The 285-nt window shown below is 69.1% G+C and carries 1 protein-coding gene; it reads right to left on the bottom strand.

The features are described from left to right. Positions 1-285: hypothetical protein (locus AAEZ06_RS27065; protein ID WP_350617156.1), on the bottom strand; the 285-nt coding region annotated here is incomplete at both ends.

Raw genomic sequence — 285 nt, 5'->3', positions numbered from 1 at the left:
GGCCATTCGAGTGCGGCGAGCGCGAGGAACGCGTCGTCCGCGTACTGCAGCACGCCATGCGCGTCGAACAGCGCGGAAGCCGCGCCGCCCGTCGCGCCATCGGTCGCGTGCATCCAGTGCAGGCGGTTGCATTCGAGCGCCGACGCCATGTGCTCGATCGCGAATTCGAGCAGGTTCGCGTCGGCCGCGTCGAAGCGGCGATGCGTGCGGCGATACAGCGACAGGTGCGTGGCGCGTTGATTCCCGGCGTCCACGCACACGGCGAACAACACCTGTGCGATGCCC

The organism is Pseudomonas sp. HY7a-MNA-CIBAN-0227 (genome assembly GCF_040310325.1).
Classification (GTDB): Bacteria; Pseudomonadota; Gammaproteobacteria; order Pseudomonadales; family Pseudomonadaceae; genus Aquipseudomonas.
Note: the sequence above shows the minus strand (reverse complement) of the source record. Positions and strands in the feature narration are given on the sequence as shown.